Annotated in this window: 18 protein-coding genes; 11 read left to right on the top strand and 7 right to left on the bottom strand. The window is 61.0% G+C overall.

Features of this window, described 5'->3' with window-relative positions; genetic code table 11:
* Nucleotides 1-18: 18 nt before the first annotated feature.
* From ACESUZ_RS05715 to nadA, 4 genes are read right to left on the bottom strand one after another with little or no spacing between them, the layout of a single operon-like run.
* Nucleotides 19-564, bottom strand: coding sequence for a transcription repressor NadR (locus tag ACESUZ_RS05715; protein WP_373198964.1), 546 nt, complete (start codon nucleotides 562-564; stop codon nucleotides 19-21).
* Nucleotides 564-1,424 carry a carboxylating nicotinate-nucleotide diphosphorylase gene (gene nadC / locus ACESUZ_RS05710; protein WP_373198963.1) on the bottom strand — a complete coding sequence of 287 codons (861 nt, stop codon included), beginning with the start codon at nucleotides 1,422-1,424 and terminating at the stop codon, nucleotides 564-566. Before nadC ends, ACESUZ_RS05715 begins: the two co-directional genes overlap by 1 nt.
* 3 nt (nucleotides 1,425-1,427) lie before the next feature.
* Nucleotides 1,428-2,804 (bottom strand): L-aspartate oxidase, encoded by a 1,377-nt coding sequence (locus ACESUZ_RS05705; protein ID WP_373198961.1) that lies wholly within the window; start codon nucleotides 2,802-2,804, stop codon nucleotides 1,428-1,430.
* A gap of 56 nt (nucleotides 2,805-2,860) precedes the next feature.
* Nucleotides 2,861-3,886 carry a quinolinate synthase NadA gene (gene nadA / locus ACESUZ_RS05700; RefSeq protein WP_373198960.1) on the bottom strand — a complete coding sequence of 342 codons (1,026 nt, stop codon included), beginning with the start codon at nucleotides 3,884-3,886 and terminating at the stop codon, nucleotides 2,861-2,863.
* A 292-nt stretch (nucleotides 3,887-4,178) separates the two neighbouring features.
* Between nadA and ACESUZ_RS05695 the strand changes: the two genes are divergently transcribed.
* Together ACESUZ_RS05695 and ACESUZ_RS05690 are read left to right on the top strand one after the other, a co-directional pair.
* Complete coding sequence (locus tag ACESUZ_RS05695; protein WP_373198959.1) at nucleotides 4,179-4,901, top strand: LytR/AlgR family response regulator transcription factor; 723 nt, start codon at nucleotides 4,179-4,181, stop codon at nucleotides 4,899-4,901.
* Nucleotides 4,902-4,918: 17 nt separating this feature from the next.
* Nucleotides 4,919-6,178 (top strand): GHKL domain-containing protein, encoded by a 1,260-nt coding sequence (locus tag ACESUZ_RS05690; RefSeq protein WP_373198957.1) that lies wholly within the window; start codon nucleotides 4,919-4,921, stop codon nucleotides 6,176-6,178.
* A 64-nt stretch (nucleotides 6,179-6,242) separates the two neighbouring features.
* Here the strand turns inward: ACESUZ_RS05690 and ACESUZ_RS05685 are convergent, their stop codons facing one another.
* Nucleotides 6,243-6,818, bottom strand: a complete 576-nt coding sequence (locus ACESUZ_RS05685; RefSeq protein WP_373198955.1) for a hypothetical protein — start codon at nucleotides 6,816-6,818, stop codon at nucleotides 6,243-6,245.
* Nucleotides 6,819-6,954: 136 nt separating this feature from the next.
* On the opposite strand from ACESUZ_RS05685, the gene trxA reads away from it, so the two are divergent.
* The 8 genes from trxA to ACESUZ_RS05645 all read left to right on the top strand — a co-directional run bounded on the left by trxA (nucleotide 6,955) and on the right by ACESUZ_RS05645 (nucleotide 14,250).
* Nucleotides 6,955-7,275, top strand: coding sequence for a thioredoxin (gene trxA / locus ACESUZ_RS05680; protein ID WP_035137123.1), 321 nt, complete (start codon nucleotides 6,955-6,957; stop codon nucleotides 7,273-7,275).
* A 231-nt stretch (nucleotides 7,276-7,506) separates the two neighbouring features.
* The gene (locus tag ACESUZ_RS05675) at nucleotides 7,507-7,755 is read left to right on the top strand and encodes a hypothetical protein (RefSeq protein ID WP_006235225.1); all 249 of its coding nucleotides are present in this window, start codon (nucleotides 7,507-7,509) and stop codon (nucleotides 7,753-7,755) included.
* Nucleotide 7,756: 1 nt separating this feature from the next.
* The gene (gene nikR / locus ACESUZ_RS05670) at nucleotides 7,757-8,269 is read left to right on the top strand and encodes a nickel-responsive transcriptional regulator NikR (RefSeq protein ID WP_373198953.1); all 513 of its coding nucleotides are present in this window, start codon (nucleotides 7,757-7,759) and stop codon (nucleotides 8,267-8,269) included.
* Nucleotides 8,270-8,385: 116 nt separating this feature from the next.
* Entirely contained in the window at nucleotides 8,386-10,854 is a 2,469-nt protein-coding gene (gene hypF / locus ACESUZ_RS05665) for a carbamoyltransferase HypF (RefSeq protein ID WP_373198951.1), read from the top strand.
* A gap of 131 nt (nucleotides 10,855-10,985) precedes the next feature.
* Nucleotides 10,986-11,246, top strand: coding sequence for a HypC/HybG/HupF family hydrogenase formation chaperone (locus ACESUZ_RS05660; protein WP_373198950.1), 261 nt, complete (start codon nucleotides 10,986-10,988; stop codon nucleotides 11,244-11,246).
* Complete coding sequence (gene hypD / locus ACESUZ_RS05655) at nucleotides 11,246-12,358, top strand: hydrogenase formation protein HypD (RefSeq protein WP_373198948.1); 1,113 nt, start codon at nucleotides 11,246-11,248, stop codon at nucleotides 12,356-12,358. Before ACESUZ_RS05660 ends, hypD begins: the two co-directional genes overlap by 1 nt.
* Before the next feature lie 84 nt (nucleotides 12,359-12,442).
* Nucleotides 12,443-13,477, top strand: a complete 1,035-nt coding sequence (gene hypE, locus ACESUZ_RS05650; protein ID WP_373198946.1) for a hydrogenase expression/formation protein HypE — start codon at nucleotides 12,443-12,445, stop codon at nucleotides 13,475-13,477.
* 104 nt (nucleotides 13,478-13,581) lie between these two features.
* The gene (locus ACESUZ_RS05645) at nucleotides 13,582-14,250 is read left to right on the top strand and encodes an HAD family hydrolase (RefSeq protein ID WP_373198945.1); all 669 of its coding nucleotides are present in this window, start codon (nucleotides 13,582-13,584) and stop codon (nucleotides 14,248-14,250) included.
* 478 nt (nucleotides 14,251-14,728) lie between these two features.
* On the opposite strand, the gene ACESUZ_RS05640 is transcribed toward ACESUZ_RS05645, so the two are convergent.
* Together ACESUZ_RS05640 and ACESUZ_RS05635 are read right to left on the bottom strand one after the other, a co-directional pair.
* Nucleotides 14,729-15,286, bottom strand: a complete 558-nt coding sequence (locus ACESUZ_RS05640; RefSeq protein WP_368144668.1) for a hypothetical protein — start codon at nucleotides 15,284-15,286, stop codon at nucleotides 14,729-14,731.
* A gap of 236 nt (nucleotides 15,287-15,522) precedes the next feature.
* A complete protein-coding gene (locus ACESUZ_RS05635; protein WP_055285321.1) occupies nucleotides 15,523-16,059 on the bottom strand; it encodes a PTS sugar transporter subunit IIA in 537 nt (178 codons plus the stop codon).
* Between the two features lie 576 nt (nucleotides 16,060-16,635).
* Here ACESUZ_RS05635 and ACESUZ_RS05630 point away from each other — a divergent pair.
* Nucleotides 16,636-17,808 (top strand): Fic family protein, encoded by a 1,173-nt coding sequence (locus ACESUZ_RS05630; protein WP_035136612.1) that lies wholly within the window; start codon nucleotides 16,636-16,638, stop codon nucleotides 17,806-17,808.
* The last annotated feature ends 285 nt before the right edge of the window (nucleotides 17,809-18,093 follow it).

Raw genomic sequence — 18,093 nt, 5'->3', positions numbered from 1 at the left:
CTTTTGCATTCGTCGTTACTAGGACAAATCGTCTTCGTAGGGCATTAGCTCCGCCAAGTAGCCTTTCTCCTTGAGCATGACCTCGATCTCGTCGAGGGTTTGCTCGTCCTCCGCCGCGATGCGATGGAAGTGATAGCCGCTCGTCACCGTTAGTAGCGGGAAACTCTTGCCGCTCTCGATATCGCGCAGATAGCGCTCAACATCGCGACGGTTGCGGATGTCCAGGTCGGCCGTGATCTTGCCGTACACACGATGGTTGACGATCACGTTGAGCACGGCGCCACCCGCGTCGACGATACTCGTGAGCTCGTCGCCCGCCTGCTCCACACTGTGGCGCACCTTAACAAGACGCGTAGGCACGGCGGGGCTGCTGGGGGCCTCCTGCAGCACGTATCCGCGGTTGGTCGCCACGATATCGTGCCCATCGGCGCGCAGCAGGGCGATGTCCTGCACCACGACCTGGCGGCTCACACCCACCTCGTGGGCAAGCGCGCTGCCCGATACGGGTCCCTTGGCTCCCTCGAGCACGGCCATGATGGCACGGCGACGCTCGCGGGCGTTCATTATTTACCGTCCAGCAGACGCAGGTGCTTAAGCGAGAGGTCGAGGATCGGCGCGGAGTGCGTCAGGGCGCCCGAGCTAATGAAGTCAACGCCCAGGTCGGCCAGGGCGCGAATGTTGTTGGCGTCCACGTTGCCCGAGCACTCGGTCTTGGCGCGACCGGCGATAAGCTCGATAGCGGCGGCCATGTCGTCATGGGTCATGTTGTCGAACATGATGATGTCGGCGCCGGCCTCCACGGCCTCGCGCACCATGTCCAGGTTCTCGCACTCAATCTCGACCGTCGTGGTAAACGACGCATGGGCGCGCGCCATCTCGATCGCGCGTGCCACGCCACCGGCGGCGTCGATGTGGTTGTCCTTGAGCATGACAGCCGTCGACAGGTTATAGCGGTGGTTGCTGCCACCGCCGATCTCGACTGCCGCCTTTTCAAACACACGCATGCCCGGCGTGGTCTTGCGCGTGTCGACAAGCACGGTCTTGGTGCCCTCGAGCGCCGCGGCCATGCTGTGCGTATAGGTAGCGATGCCGCTCATACGCTGCAGGTAGTTGAGCGCCACGCGCTCGCCCGAAAGCAGCACGCGCGCGTCGCCGCGCACCTGACCCACATGGTCGCCGGCGTGCACCTCGTCGCCATCGGCAACGTCGAGCAGCACCGAGCTCTGCGAATCCAGCAGCTCAAAGGTGCGAGCGAACACGTCCAGGCCGGCGATGATGCCATCGGCTTTGGCGATAAGCTCCACCGTGGCGGGACGCGCCGTGGGGCACACGCTCGCCGTGCTCACGTCCTCAAACGTGATGTCCTCGCGCAGGGCCTGCAGAATCAGATCATCGACGACGAGCTTCATGGTAATGGGATTCATGGTCTACTCCTCCACGGCCTGCGTGCCGGCGGCACGGGCCAAATCATCGATTGCCAGGGTGTCGGCGCTCAGGGCGCGATGACGGCCATCGAGCGCGGGATTGCCCGCCTGCTCCACTGCGAGCGACTCGCCGGTGCGCATGTACCACGCGGCGCGACGACCCCAGACCAGCGCCTCGAGCAGGCTGTTTGAAGCCAGGCGATTCTTGCCGTGAACGCCGTTACAGGCCGTCTCGCCCGCGGCGTAGAGCTCGGGCATCGAGGTGCGGCCGTCCTTATCGACCCATACGCCGCCCATAAAGTAGTGCTGCGTGGGCGTAACGGGGATGGGCTCGTCCAAGATGTCGCGGCCGTCCTCCAGGCAGCGCGCGCGAATGTTGGCAAAGTGCCCGGTCACCACATCGCGCTCGACGGGGGCAAAACTCAGCCACTCGTGCTCGGTGCCATCCTGCTTCATCTGCTCGCGAATGGCGGCAGCGACCACATCGCGCGGCTGAAGCTCGTCGGTAAAGCGCTCGCCGGCGGCGTTGAGCAAAATCGCGCCCTCGCCGCGGCAGCTCTCGCTGATCAGGAAGGTGCGGCCCGGCTGCGGCGAGAACAGTCCCGTGGGGTGAATCTGCACGTAGTCCAGGTGCTCCATCTTAATGCCATGCTCCTGAGCGATGTAGCAGGCGTCACCCGTGAGCTGCGGGTAGTTGGTCGAGTGGTCGTATACGCCACCGATGCCGCCCGTCGCCCACAGCGTGTGGCGGGCATGGATCTTAAACGGCTCGCCGGCATGCACGCCCTCGGCGGCATTTGCCAGTTCGTCGGCGGGACGAACCGAGTTGTCCTCGTCCACGGAAACGACGACGACACCGGCACACACCGTGGCCCCATCGCGCACGGCCGTCAGGATGTCGGTCATGGCCACGTGCTCCAAAATCTGCACGTTATCCAGCTTGCGAACGGCCTGGAGCAGCTTGGTCGTAATCTCCTTGCCGGTGATATCGGCATGGAAGGCAATGCGCGGACGGCTGTGCGCGCCCTCGCGGGTAAAGTCGAGGCTGCCATCGGCCTTGCGCTCAAAATCCACACCCATCGCTAGCAGGTCGTTGATGACCGAGCGGCTCGAGCGAATCATGATGTCGACGCTCTCGCGGCGGTTCTCGTAGTGGCCGGCGTGCATGGTGTCCTCAAAGAAGGCATCGTAGTCCGAGCCCTCGGGCAACACGCAGATGCCGCCCTGCGCGAGCATCGAATCGCACTCGTCGACAGCGCCCTTGGAGAGCATGATCACGCGCGTGCTCGTCGGCAGATTGAGAGCCGCGTACAAGCCAGCTACGCCGCAGCCGGCAATAACGACGTCGCACTCCATGTCGGGGTATTGTTTGGTTTCCACAGGAATCCTCTCCCTTGTAATGTGGCATAAGGGACTGCCCCTTATGTCACATCGTTCTAACGCGCCGCGTACTCGAGCATGCGGTCGAGCGTGAGTTTTGCCTGGTCGGCAGCCTCGTCCGACACGCCGATCTGCACCTCGCCCTCGCCCGTCTCCAGGCAGCGCACGAGCTTTTCGAGCGTGATGAAGTCCATGTTGACGCAGGTGGGCTGCACCGCGGGGAAGTAGAACTTCTTGCCGGTGCCTTGGCAGCGGCGCTCGAGCTCGTAGAGCACGCCGCGGACCGTCACGATGATGAACTCGCTCGCGTCGGACTCCTCGGCATACTTGATGATGCCGGCGGTGGAGCCGATGTAGTCGGCCTCGGCCAGGACGTCGGCCTTGCACTCAGGATGCGCCAGCACGAGCGCGTCGGGGTGGGCCTCCGTCGCGTCGACGATCTGCTCGACGGTGATGATGTGATGGCGCGGGCAGTAGCCGTTGTTGAGGATGACGTGCTTTTGCGGCACCTGCTCGGCTACGAAGCGACCGAGGTTTTGGTCGGGAATGAACAGGATATGCTGCTGCGGCAGCTCGGACACGATCTTGACGGCGTTGGAGCTGGTGACGCACACGTCGCTCCAGCTCTTGATCTCGACCGTGGAGTTGACGTAGCAGACGACAGCCAGGTCGTCGCCGTACTCGGCGCGCGCCGCGTCGACCGTCTCGCGCTTGACCATGTGCGCCATGGGACAGTCCGCGCCCGGCTCGGGCAGCAGCACGGTCTTAGTGGGATTGAGCAGTTTGGCGCTCTCGCCCATAAACTCCACGCCGCACAGCACGATGGTCTGCTGCGGCAGGCTTTTAGCGAGCTTAGCCAGGTAGAAGCTGTCGCCGACGTAATCAGCCACGGCCTGCACCTCGGGCGCCACGTAATAGTGCGCTAGGATCACCGCGTCACGTTGGGTTTTTAGTTGCTGAATGGCCTCGACGAGCTCTGCGGGCACCAGCGCCGCGCGCTCCGTTGCCGTCGTTGCCGATGCCAGGCCGGCCGCAATATCGCGTGCAAGCTCCGATGCATCCATGTTCGCGCTCTGTGCCATCAAGGCCCCTCTCTTTTGGCGAATCTTGGGGCTTTAGTATGACACCTAGGTTTACAGCTGACAAGACAGCTGTAAACCTAGGTGTAAAGTTGAAATAAAGATTCAATCATGTGGCAGGTCCATTTTCGAACTGGCAAGCTGAGGATAGCTGAGCTCTCGATGGCGCAGGAGGCATCTTTCGCCACCGCAACACCGCTTGGCGCGAGCTGCACGCCGTGGGGCGCAAACGGTCCGCACCCCCGCAAGCGGCGCGTGCCCGATGTGGCAAAATCGAACTACTTAAGGGGGCCGAATGCTCAAGATTATTGCCTGCGACGATGATGTCGCTTTTCTAGATAGACTGCACCGGATGATCGACCGTTGGTCGACCGAGACGGGCACGGCGGTCGATGTTGCGCTCGTCACGCGCGGCGAGGACCTGCTGGCCCGCCATGCCGCATCGCGCGCCGACATCATCTTGCTCGATATGATCATGCCGCTCGTCAACGGCATGGACACCGCACGCGAACTGCGCCAGGCCGACACCGCCGTGCGCCTGGTGTTCCTCACCTCGTCGCCCGAGTTCGCGCTGGAATCCTACGAGGTCCGCGCCTTCGACTATCTGCTCAAGCCCGTGACTTACGAACGCCTAGCGCGATTACTCGACGAGCTTTCGAGCATGCGCCCGGCGGCAACCGACGAGCTCGTGATCAAAACTTCCTTTGGCTACCACGCCCTGCGCCTGTCCGACATCGAATATGCCGAGGCGCGCAACAAGCACGTGGTCTTCCACCTGCGCGACGGACGCGACATCGAGGCACTCGAGTCGTTCCGCAGCGTCGAGGACCGTTTGGCGCAAAATGCCACCTTCTTTAAATGCCACCGTAGTTACCAGGTCAACTTGCGCAACATCGACCACTTCGATCGCACGGACATCGTCATGCGCTCCGGCGCGTGCATCCCGCTTTCGCGCAGCTGCAAGCAGGGATTCCAAGACGCCTACTTTGCGGTGCGCTTTGAGGGCGGGAGGCGCTGATGGTCTCCTCGGTCGAAATGATCCTTTGGGCAATCCACCACGCCACGACGCTACTCTTTGGCGTCTTTGCCTCGGCGGCGCTGTGCGGTATCGAGATCAACCGGCGTCATGCGCTTGAACTGGTGCTGGTCGGTGCCGTAACCGGATGCGCATTTGGCCTCGCCAATGCCGTCGGCGGCGAGCTTTTCGCCCGCCAGGTATATCCGCTCGTCGTGCATCTGCCGCTCATCATCTATTTGTGTGCGCGCTACCGCCTGAGCCCGCTGCTTGCCGCGCTCGGCATTACGAGTGCCTATCTGAGCTGCCAGTTCAGCAATTGGATGGGCATCGCCGCCTTTGCCGCAACCGATTCGCAGATTGCGTACTATCTGGCGCGTATCGCGACCACACTCGCCGTCTTTGCCGTCCTGTTGCATTGGGCCGGCGACATCGGTCCGCGCTTGGCGATTAAAAGCACCACCGAGCTGGGCATCCTTTTAATCCTGCCGCTCGTCTATTACGTCTTTGACTATGCCACCAACGTCTACACCACGCTGTTCCACTCGGGCTCGGTGGTGACGGTTGAGTTTTTGGCATTTGCGCTCTGTGCCTTCTATCTTATGTTTCTTGCCGTTTACCTGCGCGAATACGAAGAAAAGGAAACCGCCGAGCGAGAGCGTTGGATGCTCGAGACCCGCGACAGCGCCGCCATCAAAGAGCTCGAGGCTTGGCGTCAATCTGGGCGCGAGCTGTCGATTCTGCGCCACGACATGCGCCACTTCCTACGCGGCCTGGCCGCTTTAATTGAGGAGGGCCACACCGACGAGGCGCTCAAACGCATCGATGAACTCTGCGAAGCCGGCGATCGCACCGCCGTACGCCGCTTCTGCGCCAACGAGACCGTAAACATCGCGCTTTCGTCATTTAACTCGGATATCAATAGAAACGGCATTACCGCCAACCTGCGCGCCGCCGTACCCGAAACCATCCACGTAGGCGACGCCGACCTGTTTAGCGTGCTCTCAAATGCCTTGGAAAACGCTATCACCGCCGCAAGCGCCGCACCCCAAGGAAAGCGATTCGTCGACCTTGACCTGCGATTAGAGGACAGCCAGCTGCTGCTGTTAGTTTCCAATACGTTTGACCGCGCGCCGCGCATGGTCGACGGCATGCCCGTAGCCGGGCACACCGGACACGGCTTTGGAACCAAGAGCATTAAGCTTGCCGTCGAACGCATGAATGGTAACTGCCAGTTCCGCATTAACGGCGATCGGTTTGAGCTGCGCGCTGTGATGTAGAAGTGCGGCGCCGATCTCGAGGCGTGCCTTGCCCGCCAGGCAATCGCTCGCCGGCGCCAATCCGCTACAGCGGAGCGGTCGCCGGAGTCAGCTGCTTGATATAGGCCCACATGCGCTGCTTAGCGGCCTTGTCGGTGAGTGCCGCCTCAAAGCCGTCGAGCGCGAGCACGCGGCGGCCCTGCACATGGGCGACCAGGCCGGGCTTGAGCATGGCGGTGTCGAAGTCATCGATCGCCACGAGCATATCGGCGTAGGTCTCGCGCATGGCATCGGCCGCGTTGTTGTCGAGCAGTAGCACCGCCTCGGGGTCCAAGGCCTCGAGCGCCTCGCGGAACAGCTCGCACGGCAGAGCCTCGCCCACCGCGACCGCTCCGTCACCCACGCCGGCGACGCTTGCCAGCACGCAAAAATCCTCGGGCGCGTAGCCGATGGCCCCAAGCGCCTTGCGCAACGCCGCGCCATCCGGGCCGGCGGCAAGCTCGCCACCCGAACGCTCGGCCTCGTCCAAGTCGCCTTTGACTAGTACGATCGGCGAGCACGCGTTGCCCGCGATACGCACGCCGCGACCCGCGAGCGATGCGAGCTCCTGCTCGGCCGCCTGGGCGATGGCTTCTTTTTTCTGGCTTTGTGACGTGGACATGCGCTCTCCAATCGTTTGCGTGCCCACCATTATATAAAAGAGCTGCCCGCGAGTGGTTGCTTTGCGGGCGGCTGGGTATAAGCACGGTCGTACTGAGTTTTACGCGGCCGAGCCGCGTCGCATTATGGAGGTCACCATGGCTGACATTAATCAGATTACCCCCGAGAACTTCGATTCCATCGTTAACGACAGTCTGCCCGTGCTGGTCGATTTTTGGGCACCGTGGTGCGGGCCCTGTCGATCCCTCTCGCCCATCGTTGACGAGGTTGCCGATGAGCTGGCGGGCAAGCTTGCCGTTGCCAAATGCAACGTCGACGACAACCAGGACCTGGCCATGAAGTATGGCGTCATGAGCATCCCCACGCTGGTTGTGTTTAAGAACGGCGAGGAGATTGACCGCTCGGTTGGCGCTCTGCCCAAGGCGAGGCTGCAGGCGCTGCTGGAGAAGCATCTGTAATACGCTTGTTACATGTTGCCGTCTGCCTGCCGTCCATGAGCGCTTTTGCACCGCTCGCCGGACTTCTGGATGCACCGAGTGCAACCACGGATAGTATGGTAGTCACAAACAGCCCCCAGTGAACGGGTGCGGGTCGCACAGACTCGCACCCGTTTTCTTATGCAGCTGCGCACAGAGCGGGCGTAGTAAAATCTGAACCACTGAACTGCCCCATACAAAAGGAGATTTTCCATGCATGACGTCGGAATGAACATGAGCCAGCTTGCCATGAGCGTCAAGCAGGTCGACGACACCATCGAGCTCGCTCACGAGTGGAGCCATCAGCTGCTGCATGCGACCGAGAATTTTGACATGGAGCGCATCGGCGCCAAGCTCGAGGCCGCCATGGCCGCGCTGCACGAGGCGCATGACGCGCTCGAGGGCTACGAAGAGGCCATCGAGGCCGACCACAACTCCGTCGGCTCCGTGAAGCTGGTGTAAGGTGGCCGAACACGAGCACAGCTGCGGGCACGAGCACGAGCATCCGCACGGGGCGGACGGTGACGCGGGCTGCCACTGTAGTGGTTCCGGCTCCGAGCTGGTCCGTTTTTCGGTTACCGCACCCGACGACCTGCTGCGCCGTTTTGACGAGCAGATCGCACGCCGCGGCGACGTGGCCAACCGATCCGAGGCCGTGCGCGACCTGATTCGCGCCTCGATCGCCAAGGAGCAGATGCGCACGCCCGATGAGCACGTTATCGGGTCGCTCACCATGATCTACGACCATCACACCGGCGATCTGACGCGCCGTCTGGACGAGGTGCAGCACGACTACACCAACGAGATCGTATCGACCATGCACGTGCATCTGGATCACCACAACTGCTTGGAGATTCTGGCGCTCAAGGGTCGCGGCGAGCGCGTCTACGAACTAGCCGATCGCCTGCTGGGCCTGCGCGGCGTTAAGCACGGCGAGCTCACGTGCGCCGCCACCAAGCAGAGCCTGGGGCTGTAGCGGGATTTCCCGCAGCGCACCTGCCAAAAAGGGACAGGTTTGTTTTGGCAGGTTTAGCGTTTTACCTACCAAAACAAACCTGTCCTTTTTTGGTCGGTTTTGATGAGGGGTGTCGCATGCGGCATGTGCATATTCATGTGACGGGCATTGTGCAGGGCGTTGGCATGCGGCCGTTTGTGTATCGCGAGGCCATTGCGTATGGCATTTGCGGATGGGTGCTCAATGCGGGCGACGGCGTGCATATCGAGGCGCACGCTTGTGCCGAGGCGGTTGACGGATTTGTCGCCGCGCTTTCTGAGCATGCGCCTACGGCAGCCCGCGTAGAGCATGTCGAGGTTGTGGACCTGGTAGCCAACGGTTGGGATGCCGCCGATGAACAGGGCTTTCGCATCGTAGCATCGCAGGACCAGACCGCGCACACGACGCTCGTCTCGCCCGACATCGCTACCTGCGACGATTGCCTGCGCGAATTGTTCGATCCCGCCGACCGACGCTATCACTACCCTTTTATCAACTGCACTAACTGCGGCCCACGCTTTACCATCATCCGATCGCTGCCCTATGACCGAGCGGCCACGTCGATGGATTGTTTTCCCATGTGTCCCAAGTGCGCTGCGGAGTATGTCGACCCACTCGACCGGCGTTTTCACGCGCAGCCCGATGCCTGCTTTGATTGCGGGCCGCATATTACGTGGCGCGAGGCTGTAAACGGCAATGCGTGCGGGAATTCGTCCGCGACACCGGCCGTCGGCACCACACGCGAGGCCAGCGACGCTATCATCGAGCGCTGCGTTGAGCTGCTGGCCAGCGGTGGCATCGTCGCCATCAAGGGCCTGGGCGGATTCCATCTAGCCTGTGACGCTGCCAACGAGCAGGCGGTGGCCGAGTTGCGCCGTCGCAAACGCCGCAGCAACAAACCACTTGCCGTCATGGTACGCAGTCTTGCTGATACCGAGCGCCTGTGTCATATCGACGACGCTGAGCGCGAGCTTCTCGCCGGCAGTATCCGTCCCATTGTGCTGCTGCGCCGACGTGCTGTTTGCGAGAGCGGCGGCTCCCCCGACGCCCTCGCGCTCGCGCCGTCCGTCGCGCGCGACCTTCCTGAGCTCGGTGTTATGCTCCCCTACACCCCGCTTCAGCATCTGTTACTTGCCGCGGCAGAAGCCCGCGGTATGCACGCGCTCGTCATGACCAGCGGAAACCTGAGCGAAGAACCCATCGAGACCGACGACGACCTTGCCTGGGAACACCTCGTTGCCGCCGGCATTGCCGACGCGTTGCTCGGTAACGACCGCGCGATCCTCTCGCGCTACGACGACTCTGTAGTGCGCGTGGTCGACGGCGCCATTATGCCCGTGCGCCGCGCTCGCGGATATGCGCCTCGGCCGTTGCCGCTGCCGGAGCTCGACGGCGCTCCGTCCTGCGTGCTCGCCTGCGGGCCACAACAAAAGGCCACGATTGCGCTCACGCGTGAAGGGACGAGCGGCGAGGCAACCTGTTTTGTGTCGCAGCATATCGGCGATGTTGAAAACGGCGGGACCTTCGATGCCTGGAACGCTGCGCGCACGCGCTTGGAAGATCTCTTTGATTTGGTGCCCGCCGCCTTGGCTTGCGATGTACACCCCAGTTATCTATCGGGCCAGTGGGCGCGCGAGCAGGCGCGAAAATGCAATCTGCCGCTCGTCGAGGTGCAGCACCATCATGCGCATATCGCGAGCATAATGGCCGAAGCCATCGCCGCGGGCCAGCTTACAACCGACGCGCGCGTCCTTGGCATCGCCTTTGACGGCACCGGCGCCGGCACCGATGGGACCATTTGGGGCGGCGAGTTTCTTGTTGCCAGCCTTGGCGGCTTTGAGCGCGCCGCGCATTTGCGCACCTGGGCGCTCCCCGGTGGGGCGGCCTCCGTGCGCGACGCCCGCCGCAACGCCTTCGCCCTGCTCAGTGAGCTCGGCCTGCTCGAGCACCCAGGTGCCGCTCGGCTTTTGGACAGCCTCGACGAACAAACGCGCAGCGTGACAGCCACCATGATCGAGCGCGGCATCAACAGCCCGCGTACCAGCAGCATGGGGCGTCTCTTTGATGCCGCGGCAGCAATTCTGGGCATCTGCGACAAGGCAACCTACGAGGGCGAACCCGCCATAGAACTCGAAGCCGCCGCCTGGCGCGCGCTCGACAACGAAATCGCCCATTTTCCCGACGACAACGCCGGCTATTTCGCATCTGGCCCATCGTGGCTGGACGGCCCCTATGTTCTGGACCAGAAAGCACTCTTTGAGGCACTTTTGGGAGGAATTGAAGCCGGAGCGCCCGCCGACAGGCTCGCACTCGACTTCCATGTCGCCGTCGCGCGCTCCTCGGCGCGCATCGCCAGCGATATCTGCGTGCACGAGGGCATCGACACCGTCGCGCTCTCGGGCGGCGTGTTCATGAACCGACTTCTGCTTCAGCTTCTCACCCGCGAGCTCAAAAGCACAGGCTTTACTGTCCTTGTCCCCCACACCGTACCCGTCAATGACGGCTGCATCGCCTACGGTCAGGCAGCAGTCGCACGCACTCGCCTCGCACAGGTCGCGCCACAATAGGCTGTTCGGCCAGCCCGCAAGCCGCCGTCTCACAGGCGTAACGCGTTTGCCCGCGAACCCCGCGAGCGCTACCATCAACTGATGGATTATTGAGCGCTCATCCAGCGCAAAGCGTATACAAGGGGAACAATATGTGCCTTGCCGTTCCCGGTAAAGTAGTCAAACGCGACGACGGCCTCAAGGCCACCGTCGACATGATGGGCATCGAGCGCCCCGTGTCGCTGCGACTCGTGCCGACGGCGCAGGTTTGCGACTATATTCTCGTACACGCCGGCTTTGGCATCCAGATTGTCGACGAGCAGGAAGCACAGGAAACGCTCGAGCTTGTTAATGCCATGTCCGAGCTGGTCGAAGAAGACCAGCTGGCCACCAACCCGGCGGAGGCTTACTAGTGGCGCCCGAGCAGCCGGCTCGCTCCGGTATCGATTTCTCGGCATTCCGCGATCCCAAGCTGGCTCGCGAGCTCATCGAGCGCATTCATGAGCTTGTCGGCGACCGCACCATCAACCTTATGGAAGTCTGCGGCACGCATACCGTGAGCATCGGGCGCTATGGCTTTCGCTCCATTATGCCGGCAGGGCTCAAGCTGCTGAGCGGCCCGGGCTGCCCCGTCTGCGTCACCGCCAACCGCGACATCGACCACGCAATCGCGCTCGCCAACATAGACGGCGCCATCATCACCACCTTTGGCGACATGATGCGCGTGCCCGGATCATCCACCTCGCTCGCTGCGCAAAAGGCGGCGGGGCGCGATATTCGCATTGTGTACTCCCCGCTCGACGCGCTCGACATTGCCGAGCAAAACCCTGATCGCCCGGTCATTTTTATGGGCGTGGGCTTTGAGACTACGACGCCCACCATCGCCGTCGCCATCTTGGAGGCCGAGGCACGCGGGCTTTTGAACTTCTCGGTCTATTGCGCCCACAAGACCACGCCGCCGGCGCTGCGCGCCATCGCCAACGACCCCGAGACCGCCATCGACGGCTTTATCCTGCCGGGCCACGTCGCCACCATCACGGGCTTGGCCCCCTTTGGCTTTTTGGTCGACGAATTCAATACCCCGGGCGTGGTCACGGGATTTGAGCCCGTCGATATCCTGCAGGGCATCTGCATGCTGGTCCAGATGGTTGTCGAGGACAGGCCGGCGATTGACAACGCCTACCGTCGCGGCGTCAATGCCGACGGCAATCCCGTAGCGCGCCAGCTGGTCGAGCAGGTATTTGAGCCGTGCGATACCACGTGGCGCGGGCTGGGATCGATTGCGGCTTCGGGACTCGCCATTCGTCCCGAGTTTTCGCACTTTGATGCCAGCATGCGCTTTGACGTGTCCATCGAGCCGACGGTCGAGCCACGCGGGTGCCGCTGCGGCGACGTGCTGCGCGGGGCCATTACGCCGAGCGACTGCCCCCTGTTCGGCCACGCTTGTGCGCCCGAGCATCCCGTCGGCCCCTGCATGGTGAGCTCCGAGGGCAGCTGCGCAGCATATTTCCGCTACCGAGGCTAATAGGTTCCGCCGTTCTAACGAACGGCGGACCAGTCGACGCTGCGCCTCACCCATATAATTCCACCCACGATTGGAGTTTTCGATATGTCCCATAGCGTTACCGATAGCACCGTCCTGCTGGGCCACGGCTCCGGCGGACAGATGATGAAGCGCATCATCGATGAGGTCTTTTTGGATGCCTTTGGGTCGCCCGAGCTGCTCGAAGGCAACGACGCCGGCGTCGCCGCGCTGCCCGCGAGCGGGCGCATCGCCATGTCGACCGACAGCTTTGTAGTCTCGCCGCAGTTCTTCCCCGGTGGCAACATCGGCCGCCTCGCTGTATGCGGAACCGTCAACGACGTCGCGACCTCGGGCGCCAACGTGCGCTACCTATCGTGCGGCTTTATCCTCGAAGAGGGCTATCCCATGGATAAGCTCCACCAGATTGTGCAGACGATGGCCGAAACGGCGCACGAAGCGGGCGTGTCCATAATCACGGGCGACACTAAGGTGGTCGAGCGCGGCGGGGCCGACGGCGTCTATATCAATACCGCCGGTGTGGGCGAGGTACCCGCGGGCGTGGCGCTCAGCGGCGCAAACTGCCGGCCCGGCGACGTCATCCTGGTGTCGGGCACACTGGGTGACCACGGCATCGCCATCATGAGTCAGCGCGAGGGTCTGGCGTTTTCGAGCACCATCGAAAGCGACGCCGCGCCGCTCAACCACCTGATTGCCGATGTGCTTTCCGCAGCACCCGGCACGCGTTGCTTCCGCGACCCCACGCGCGGTGGCCTGGCGTCCACACTCAACGAGTTTGCCCAGGCCAGCAATGTTGCCATGGAGGTCGACGAGGATGCCGTGCCCGTGCGTCCCGACGTGCAGGCCGCCTGCGAGATGCTCGGCTACGATGTGCTGCAGGTGGCAAACGAGGGCAAGATGGTTGCCGTCGTGCCGGCCGAGCAGGCCGATGCGGCCCTAGCCGCCATGCGCGCCGCCCACTACGGCGAAAACGCCGCCATCATCGGTCGCGTGCTGCCACTTGCCGAGGGCGCCCGTCCCGCCGTGCGCGTGCGCACCGGCTGGGGCTCGACCCGCATCCTCGACATGCTCGTGGGAGAGCAGCTGCCGAGGATTTGCTAACGACAAAGGCTCAGGGCTATTAAAGATATTCAGATTCCAAACATGCCCGGCACGCATGCCCAGTATTATGAGGTGCGTTTTGGAACCCAATGACGGGAGCTTTCATGGCAGCAGCTTTTTCCCATGTGATTTTTGATCTGGACGGCACCATCCTCAACACGCTCGAGGACCTGGCGACCGCCGGCAACCATACCTGCGAGACGCACGGCTGGCCTACGTTTGCCGTCGACGAGTACCGCTACAAGGTGGGAAACGGCATGCTCAAGCTGGTTGAGCGCTTTATGCCCGCCGAGTATGCGGGCGACGGCCGCATGTTTGAGCAGACGCTTGCCGAGTTTAGGGCTTACTACGGCGAGCACAAGGAGGACCACACCGCCCCCTATGCCGGCACGATCGAGATGCTCGACCGCTTGCGCGCCGCGGGTGTGCAACTTGCCGTGCTCACTAACAAGGACCACGTCTCGGCGGCTCCGCTTATCGAGAAGTATTTTGGTTCCGAGCGCTTTGCGCTGGTGCAGGGCCGCGTCGATGCGTTTCCGCCCAAGCCCGAGGCGCCTGTTACACTGCATGTGATGAAAGAGCTAGGCGCCGATCCGTCGACCACGCTCTATGTGGGCGATTCCAATGTCGATATCCTGACCGGTCACAACGCCGGCCTTAAGAGTGCGGGCGTCAGCTGGGGCTTCCGCGGCCGCGCAGAGCTGGAAGCCGCCGGCGCCGACTACGTGGTGGACACCCAGGACGAGCTCGCAGCGCTGATCCTGGGCGAGTAACGAGCGACACTGCTTAACGCAGCTGCGACAATTCTTCCGCGCAGAAAGCGCATCCCGTTTTGGAGCTCCGGAATGGGATATGCTTTCCGTTTGAGGCACATCAGGGAAACCGCATCCCGTTTCAGAACAATATTCCGGGTCGCACTTTCCGCAACCCACCCCATCCGGAAAATGCGACCCACTATTCGGCCAAAAACCGGGTCGCGGTTTCCCAAGCACTCGATGCAACGCTGGCACAAGGAGTGTCCCCAACTGCCGCCTGGTCATTTAAGAACGTCCCCAATGACTACAAGCGCCGCACCATGGCAACGACGCAGGTAGAGGATGGACAGCGAGCGACGTCCAGGACGAACAAGTTGGCATGAAAAAGGCGAGGCATAGACCTTCTGGTCATGCCTCGCCTTTTGAATGACAAATTGTCGTCCTGGGCGGCGCGCAGCGTCAACTGGTTACGCGGTTCGTAGAACCGCGTAACCCCCTAGCTCAGCATTGCATCCATCATCTCGGAGTTGACGGAGTCGTCGGCAGACCACTCGCCATCGTCGTTGCAGGTGTACTTGAAGATAACCGTGGTCTTCCTGGGCTCGGTGGCCTTGGTCACATCGACCATAACCTGACCGGCCATCTTGTACAGCTCGTCATCGGAAGGAACCGTGTCAAGCGCAGCGACCTTCTCCTGATACTGGGTGGAGAAGTCCTCGACGATCTTGTTCATAGACTTGCAGGCGATGGAGACCTCGGCGGTCGCGACACCCTTGTCTTCGTCGACCGTCACGTCGCCGATCTTGTAGTCAAAGCCCTCGAGATAGGTCTTGGCATACTCCTTGGGATCGATACCCAGCTGCTCGAACTCGTCGCCCGAAGCCTCCTCCAGACCAGAGAGGAAGTCGTCGCCACCGTTCTTGACCTCGTCAAACTGAGTCGTAAGATCCTCGGTGATGAGCTCCTCAACCGAAGGACCTCCACAGCCGGAAAGCACGACCACACATGCAACCAAGACGGCCATGAGGGGTGCAAGCAGCAGCTTCTTTTTCATGTTGTTCCTCCCAATGAGCGGCACTGCGCTTCCCAGACGCGGCGCACGTTGTAATAAGTAAGCCCATACTATCCGCTTATGAACACCCTCGGCAACGCGAAGGCACGGTCGGTTCGTTTTAGCGTCCGAACGGTTTGCAAGCCCGCCCAACGTGCAATAAAACGCTTTCCCGCGGTGCAATAAAAAAGGTGGCCGGAAAACCCGACCACCCTTGCACATCCTTTGGATGCCGCAATTTACTTGCGGACGACCTTAACGATGGCGTCACCGGCGGCGACAGCGGAGTCGGCCTCGACGGCGAGTTCGACATCGGCAAACTCGGCGGTGTTGGACACGGCCACGACGACGCAGTCCTTGTAACCGGCAGCAGCGATCTTGGCACGGTCGATCTTGAGAATGGGCTGGCCGGCCTTCACGACGTCGTCGGCCTTGACGAAGCCCTCGAAGCCGTCGCCGTTCATGTTGACGGTATCGACGCCAACGTGCACCAGAACCTCGATGCCGCTATCGGACTGCAAGCCCACGGCGTGACCCATGGTGACGGTCACCTTACCGTCGCAGGGAGCGTAGACCAGATCGTCCTCGGGCCACACGGCACAGCCCTTGCCCAGAACCTCGCCACCAAAGACGGGATCGGGCACGTCAGCCATCTTGATGACCTTGCCCTTGACGGGCGAGCACAGCACGTCGGCGCCAGCAGAAGCAGAGATAGAGGCCGGAGCAGCGGCAGCCGCGGGCTCAGCCTTCTTCTTGAACATGTCAAACAGACCCATACGTTTTCTCCTCTTGATTAAGCGCAACGTTGTGCGCATGCCTACGATAATTATAGTGCCAAATGGTTCAAATGCTAAGGTGGGGACTCGAATCGCGAGCCCTTCCCGGTAGTGCTCGTGGGACGAGCATCTCCTTTGCATCGCTGGTCGATAAGCCGGGTATCGCCCGCGCACGGGACGGGCAGAAGCGGGCGCACCAAACCCGACACTTCTTTTCGCTCTCGAGTCCTGTCGCCGCCTTGTCCCTAACACTTCCTGACGCCGACCGAAGCGTGCCAAAATAAACCTGTCCTTTTTGGTACGTTTGGCGAGTGTGGATTTTTGGACGCTTAACTAGCGAACGTGGATAATCTCCCACTTTGAGGCCGTCACCGAGCCAAAAACGGGAGATTATCCGCTCTCATTTTGGATAACCCCCCTTGTACCAAGCCGAGCTCCATGGTCAAGTAATAACGACTTCTCATCATTAGATTGTTTACATCAATTCTAATAACTATTTAATCCTTAAACTCGTTATTAGAATTGATATGATTAGCCTAATAACGAGTTTCCGGCACTAAAGATATGGAGGGCGCGATGCAAATCGAGGAGAACGGCCAGGGAACGCTCCGCAATAATCTATCGGGGAAATTGGCTTACTATTCGTTTTTTCCAACGCCCTTGCAATCATTGAGGCAGCTAAACCTCACCGAGGAAACCTATCGCACGCTTTCCGCATGCTCACGAAAGCTTGGAGAGCTTGAAGGCATGCTCTACTTTGTTCCCAACGCCGACATGTATCTGACAATGTACGTGCGCAAAGAAGCACTCCTTTCTTCGCAAATTGAGGGAACCCAGTGCACGTTTGACGACCTACTTAGTCCATCGCAAACACAACTCCATCATAAAGATGTCGCAGACGTCGTGAATTACGTCCGTGCTGTCGACCGCGGCGTAGAACTGCTCAAAAAGATGCCCTTGTGCACGAGACTTCTTAGGCAAGTTCATGCGGTCCTGCTGGACGGAGTGCGCGGAACGGAGAAGAATCCAGGCGAGCTGCGCTCCTCACAAAACTGGATTGGCCCCTCAGGCTGCACCATTGCAACCGCATCGTTTGTCCCTCCAAACATTGAAGATTTGAGTAACACGCTCCAGGACCTCGAACGCTTTATCAATGAGCCTCAAGTCGAAATGGATCCGATTGTGCGGGCGGCGCTCGTCCATTACCAATTTGAAACTGCCCATCCATTCCTAGACGGAAACGGTCGCCTGGGCAGGCTTCTCATTACACTTATGCTCATCAATGATGGCGTTCTTCATTCTTGCTTGTTCTATCCATCGTTCCAGTTCAAGAAAAATCGAAGCGAGTACTACCGGCAACTCACATCCGTAAGGGAGAGAGGCACTTACGAGGAATGGATAGAGTTTTTCTGCAACAGTCTTCTCGAAAGTGCGAAGGACTCGGTAGGGTCCTTAAAAAACCTTGTTGACCTCCATAACCGTTCCACAGCAACCATTACCGAAAATCTCGGAAGGACTGCTGCAAACGGGCAAAGGCTGTTGGGCATTCTTGAAGAGCACCCCATCGTCGACACCGCATTCATCGCTGCCCAACTCGATATCGGCAGGAGTACCGCGAGCTCGCTCGTCAAATCATTTGAAGAATTGGGTATCCTCCGTCCTCTCGACGAGTCAAGACAGAGATACCGGCAGTACGGGTATGAAGAGTATCTTTCGATTCTCAGGGAAGACGCCGAGCCGATTAGATAGGCATCGCAGCCCAGGCAAATTAAAACGAGCGTGGATAATCTCCCACTTTGAGCCCGCACACAGGCCAAAACCGGGAGATTATCCACGCTCATTCCTGAGTAGTCATTTATGAACGTCCCCAATGACTACTCCGGCATCGCCGATGTTTCGGCAACGACAGCGAACGGGCCGCATTCGGAGCAAGACGACGCCGCAGGTAGAGAACGGACAGACACTATGACCCAATCCGAGGGCACGGAAACGACAGGAGCCCCCGCTCGTGACCGCGGGTCGGGGCTGCGACAA

Origin of the sequence: Collinsella aerofaciens ATCC 25986 (assembly GCF_964239575.1) — a bacterium.
Taxonomy (GTDB): domain Bacteria; phylum Actinomycetota; class Coriobacteriia; order Coriobacteriales; family Coriobacteriaceae; genus Collinsella; species Collinsella aerofaciens_BQ.
The sequence above is the reverse complement of the archived record's forward strand: the minus strand, read 5'-3'. Positions and strand labels throughout refer to the sequence as shown.

What these genes read in the sequence shown, in the direction of transcription:
- ACESUZ_RS05635 (WP_055285321.1), bottom strand. Translation starts at nt 16,059, where the DNA reads ATGGGTCTGTTTGACATGTTCAAGAAGAAGGCTGAGCCCGCGGCTGCC.
- ACESUZ_RS05630 (WP_035136612.1), top strand. Translation starts at nt 16,636, where the DNA reads ATGCAAATCGAGGAGAACGGCCAGGGAACGCTCCGCAATAATCTATCG.
- nadA (WP_373198960.1), bottom strand. Translation starts at nt 3,886, where the DNA reads ATGGCACAGAGCGCGAACATGGATGCATCGGAGCTTGCACGCGATATT.
- ACESUZ_RS05715 (WP_373198964.1), bottom strand. Translation starts at nt 564, where the DNA reads ATGAACGCCCGCGAGCGTCGCCGTGCCATCATGGCCGTGCTCGAGGGA.
- hypE (WP_373198946.1), top strand. Translation starts at nt 12,443, where the DNA reads ATGTCCCATAGCGTTACCGATAGCACCGTCCTGCTGGGCCACGGCTCC.
- trxA (WP_035137123.1), top strand. Translation starts at nt 6,955, where the DNA reads ATGGCTGACATTAATCAGATTACCCCCGAGAACTTCGATTCCATCGTT.
- ACESUZ_RS05685 (WP_373198955.1), bottom strand. Translation starts at nt 6,818, where the DNA reads ATGTCCACGTCACAAAGCCAGAAAAAAGAAGCCATCGCCCAGGCGGCC.
- ACESUZ_RS05660 (WP_373198950.1), top strand. Translation starts at nt 10,986, where the DNA reads ATGTGCCTTGCCGTTCCCGGTAAAGTAGTCAAACGCGACGACGGCCTC.
- ACESUZ_RS05675 (WP_006235225.1), top strand. Translation starts at nt 7,507, where the DNA reads ATGCATGACGTCGGAATGAACATGAGCCAGCTTGCCATGAGCGTCAAG.
- ACESUZ_RS05695 (WP_373198959.1), top strand. Translation starts at nt 4,179, where the DNA reads ATGCTCAAGATTATTGCCTGCGACGATGATGTCGCTTTTCTAGATAGA.
- nadC (WP_373198963.1), bottom strand. Translation starts at nt 1,424, where the DNA reads ATGAATCCCATTACCATGAAGCTCGTCGTCGATGATCTGATTCTGCAG.
- ACESUZ_RS05645 (WP_373198945.1), top strand. Translation starts at nt 13,582, where the DNA reads ATGGCAGCAGCTTTTTCCCATGTGATTTTTGATCTGGACGGCACCATC.
- ACESUZ_RS05690 (WP_373198957.1), top strand. Translation starts at nt 4,919, where the DNA reads ATGATCCTTTGGGCAATCCACCACGCCACGACGCTACTCTTTGGCGTC.
- hypF (WP_373198951.1), top strand. Translation starts at nt 8,386, where the DNA reads ATGCGGCATGTGCATATTCATGTGACGGGCATTGTGCAGGGCGTTGGC.
- ACESUZ_RS05640 (WP_368144668.1), bottom strand. Translation starts at nt 15,286, where the DNA reads ATGAAAAAGAAGCTGCTGCTTGCACCCCTCATGGCCGTCTTGGTTGCA.